General features: G+C 73.5%; 3 protein-coding genes. 1 reads left to right on the forward strand and 2 read right to left on the reverse strand.

Features of this window, described 5'->3' with window-relative positions; translation table 11 throughout:
* Positions 1-55 precede the first annotated feature (55 nt).
* The gene (locus tag FNQ90_RS14185) at positions 56-571 is read right to left on the reverse strand and encodes a PaaI family thioesterase (protein WP_182606718.1); all 516 of its coding nucleotides are present in this window, start codon (positions 569-571) and stop codon (positions 56-58) included.
* A 96-nt stretch (positions 572-667) separates the two neighbouring features.
* Positions 668-2,920 (reverse strand): FdhF/YdeP family oxidoreductase, encoded by a 2,253-nt coding sequence (locus FNQ90_RS14190; RefSeq protein WP_228471173.1) that lies wholly within the window; start codon positions 2,918-2,920, stop codon positions 668-670.
* A gap of 504 nt (positions 2,921-3,424) precedes the next feature.
* Here FNQ90_RS14190 and FNQ90_RS14195 point away from each other — a divergent pair.
* Positions 3,425-4,320 (forward strand): 5'-3' exonuclease (locus FNQ90_RS14195; protein WP_323379959.1); only part of this gene is annotated, 896 nt, incomplete at its 3' end.

The following is a 4,320-nucleotide window of genomic DNA, read 5'->3' on the forward strand; positions in this document are numbered from 1 at the left end:
GCCCGATCCGCCCCCGCCCCGATTCGGTACGTCCCGATCCGGCCGGTGGGGCGGATCAGGCCGCCGGGTTCTCGCGCAGGGCGCAGGTCAGCCGGGCGGAGCAGATCCGCTTGCCCTCCTCGGAGGTGATGACGATCTCGTAGGTGGCCGAGGTGCGGCCGGCGTGCACGGGGACCGCCACCCCGGTGATGGTGCCCGAGCGCACGCCCCGGTGGTGGGTGCAGTTCAGGTCCACGCCCACCGCGATGCGGTCCGGTCCGCCGTGCAACATCGCGCCGACCGATCCCAGGGTCTCGGCCAGCACCGCCGAGGCACCGCCGTGCAGCAGACCGTAGGGCTGGGTGTTGCCCTCCACCGGCAGCGTGCCGACCACCTTGTCCGGGGCGGCCCCCAGTACCCGCAGTCCCATGCGGCTGCCGAGGTTCCCGGCGGAGAACAGGGCGTACAGGTCGATGCCGCGCCCGGACCACAGGTCCAGCACATCCCTCGGGAAGAGGGGGAGAGGGGTACCCTCCCCGGCCGTTCCGTCGCCGGTCCCCGCCTCGCCTGCGCGGTGCGCCGTGTCGCCCATGCCGTCCGTCCGTTCCTCGTCACCGGCACCCGCGCGGTGGCGCGGGTGTCCCGGTCCCGTCCTATCCCGGGGTTCACGATCCGATCAAGCGCTTGCTCAGGAACCGGTGGGGGTGAGTCGGATCACCACCGACTTGCTGGTGGGCGTGTTGCTGCCCTCCGCCGTCGAGTCCAGCGGCACCAGCACGTTCGTCTCCGGGTAGTAGGCGGCGGCGCAGCCGCGCGCGGTCGGGTAGTGGACCAGCCCGAAGTCCGGAGCCACCCGCCGCGCGCCGTCCGACCACTCGCCGACCAGGTCCACCCGGTCACCGTCGGCGAACCCCAGGGCGGCGGCATCCTCCGGGTTGACCAGTACCACCCGCCGGCCGCCGCGCACCCCCCGGTAGCGGTCGTCCATGCCGTAGATCGTGGTGTTGTACTGGTCGTGCGAGCGCAGGGTCTGGAGCAGCAGTCGCCCCTCCGGCACCCGGGGCCACTCCACCGGGGCGGCCGTGAAGTTCGCCTTCCCGGTGGCGGTGGGGAAGCGCCGCTCGTCGCGGGGGGCGTGCGGCAGGGAGAACCCGCCCCGGCGCCCCACCCGCTCCTCGAAGTCCTCGAAGCCCGGGATCACCCGCTCGATCCGTTCCCGGATCAGCCGGTAGTCCTCGGCGAACGCCTCCCAGGGGGTGGCGCTGCGCGGGCCCAGCACGCGCCGGGCCAGGCCGCAGACGATCGCCGGTTCGGAACGCACCAGCGGACCGGGCGGGTTGAGCCGCCCCCGGGAGGCGTGCACCTGCCCCATGGAGTCCTCCACGGTCACGAACTGCGGCCCGGTGCCCCGCTCATCCCGGTCGGTGCGCCCCAGCGCGGGCAGGATCAGCGCCCGCTCACCGGTCACCACGTGCGAGCGGTTCAGCTTGGTGGACACCTGCACCGTCAACCGCGCGCGGCGCATCGCCGCCTCGGTCACCGCCGTGTCGGGAGAGGCCGAGACGAAGTTCCCGCCCATGCCGACGAAGACCTTCGCCCGACCGTCGCGCAGCGCCCGGATGGCCTCCACGGTGTCCGTGCCGGGCTCGCGCGGCGGCGCGAAACCGAACTCCCGCTCCAGTGCGTCGAGGAACCACTCCGGCGGACGCTCCCAGATGCCCATGGTCCGGTCGCCCTGCACGTTGCTGTGCCCGCGCACCGGGCACACCCCGGCCCCGGGACGGCCCACGTTGCCGCGCAGCAGCAGGAAATTGACCACCTCGCGGATGGTGGGCACCGAGTGACGGTGCTGGGTCAGCCCCATCGCCCAGCACACCACGATCCGGTCGGCGGCCAGCACCATCCGCAGCGCCTCGTCGATCTCCTCCGTGGTCAGCCCGGTCGCGGCGAGGGTTTCCGCCCGGTCCGCGTCCCGCGCCGCCGCCGCGAAGTCCTCGAAGCCGTGGGTGTGCTCGCGGACGAACTCCTCGTCCACCGCGCCCGGCGTCTCCAGCAGCCTCCGATTCAGCATCCGGAACAGCGCCTGGTCCCCGCCGATCCGGATGCGCAGGAAGAGGTCGGTCAGCGAGGTGCCGCCGCCGACCAGACCCCGGACCGTCTGCGGGTTGCGGAAGGCCATCAGCCCCGCCTCCGGGAGCGGGTTGATCGAGATGATCCGCGCACCCCCCGCCTTCGCCCGCTCCAGCGCGCTCAGCATCCGGGGGTGGTTGGTCCCCGGGTTCTGGCCCGCCACGATGATCAGGTCGGTCCGGTGCAGATCCTCCAGCGACACGCTGCCCTTGCCCACCCCCAGCGTCTCGACCAGGGCGGAACCGGAGGACTCGTGGCACATGTTCGAGCAGTCCGGCAGGTTGTTGGTGCCGAACTCGCGGACGAACAACTGGTACAGGAAGGCCGCCTCGTTGCTCGTGCGCCCGGAGGTGTAGAACAGCGCCTCGTCGGGGGAGTCCAGCGCGTTCAGCTCCTCCGCGATGATGTCGAACGCCTCGTCCCAGCCGACGGGCACGTACCGGTCCGCTCCCGGTGCCCGGTACGCCGGCTCGGTCAGCCTGCCCTGTCGCCCCAGCCAGTACCCCGAACGGTGTTCCAGGTCCGACAACGGGTGGGCGGCGAAGAACGCCGGACCGACCCGACGGGTCGTCGCCTCCTCGGCGACCGCCTTCGCCCCGTTCTCGCAGAACTCGGCGAGGTGCGGCTTGTCCGGCTCGGGCCAGGCACAGCCGGGGCAGTCGAAACCCGTCGGCTGGTTGACCCGCAGCAGCGTCAGCGCCGTGCGTCGCGCCCCCATGCCGCGCCGGGCCATGCGCAGGGTGTGACCGATCGCCGTGGCACCGGCGGCGTGGTCGGCGGGGGCGGCGATCGCGGGGCTCTCCCGCGCCAGGGCGTCGCCGTGCCCGCCCGACCCGTTCCGGTCGTCCCGGACCTCCGGGGTCCTCGACTCCTCCGGCCGCTGCGCCACGGGGTCCTCCTGCGGGTCGTCCTTCCGGGGTCGGGCCGCCGCCGCGTCGGCCGCCGCGACGGGCGACCGGTCGGGGCGGGTGGGTCCGTCGTCCGGCGCGGACCACCCCTCCCGGCCGATCGTGCCACGTCGGGGCCGCCCGGGCACCCCCGTCGGGCCCCCGGTTCCGCGTGGGCCACGCGGAACCGGGCGGACCGCGCGGGACCCGTGACGGGTCCGGGACGAACCCCGGAACGGACCGCCCCGCCCGAACCGACGGTTCGCACCGGGACACGTGGCGGCGGACGGGGAGTGTCGGTGCCGCGTGGGAGGATGCCCGACGTGACCGAGAACGCATCGACGACCGAGCAGCGAACCGACCCGCCCGCCGATCGCCCGCCCGTTCCCGGGGTGGCCGGCTCGGAGCCCGCCGGCCCTCCCCGGCTGATGTTGCTCGACGGCCACTCGCTGGCCTACCGGGCGTTCTTCGCGCTGCCCGCCGAGAACTTCACCACCGGTGACGGGCGGCCGACCAACGCGGTCTACGGCTTCACCTCCATGCTCGCGAACACCGTGCGCGACGAGCGCCCCACCCACCTCGCCGTCGCCTTCGACGTCTCCCGCCGCACCTGGCGCTCGGAGCGCTTCGCCGAGTACAAGGCCAACCGCTCCGCCACCCCCGACGAGTTCCGGGGCCAGGTGACCGCCATCGGCGAACTGCTGGACGGGATGAACGTCCCCCGCTTCGCGGTGGAGGGCTTCGAGGCCGACGACATCATCGCCACCCTCGCCACCCGGGCCGCCGCCGAGGGCTTCGAGGTCCTCGTCGTCACCGGCGACCGCGACTCCTTCCAACTGGTCTCCGACCGGATCACCGTCCTGTACCCGACCAAGGGCGTCTCGGAGCTGACCCGCTTCACCCCCGCCGCCGTGGAGGAGAAGTACGGCCTGACGCCCGAGCGCTACCCCGACTTCGCGGCCCTGCGCGGGGACCCCTCCGACAACCTGCCGGGCATCCCCGGCGTGGGGGAGAAGACAGCCGTCAAGTGGCTGCGGCAGTTCGGCTCCCTGGAGGAGCTGCTGGAGCGCGCCGAGGAGGTCAAGGGCAAGGTCGGCGCCAACCTCCGCGAGCACCTGGAGTCCGTGCGCCTCAACCGCGAACTCACCGAGATGGTTCGCGACATGGACCTCCCCGCCGGCCCCGCCGAGCTGATCCGCGCCCCCTACGACCGGGAGGCCGTCACCGCCCTGCTGGACTCCCTGGAGTTCCGCAACCGCAGCCTGCGCGACCGCCTGTTCGCCATCGACCCCGCCGAGGCGGAGGCGGAGGCCGACGAGGGGGC

It is taken from the genome of Streptomyces alkaliphilus (assembly GCF_014141535.1).
GTDB classification, from domain to species: Bacteria; Actinomycetota; Actinomycetes; order Streptomycetales; family Streptomycetaceae; genus Streptomyces; species Streptomyces alkaliphilus.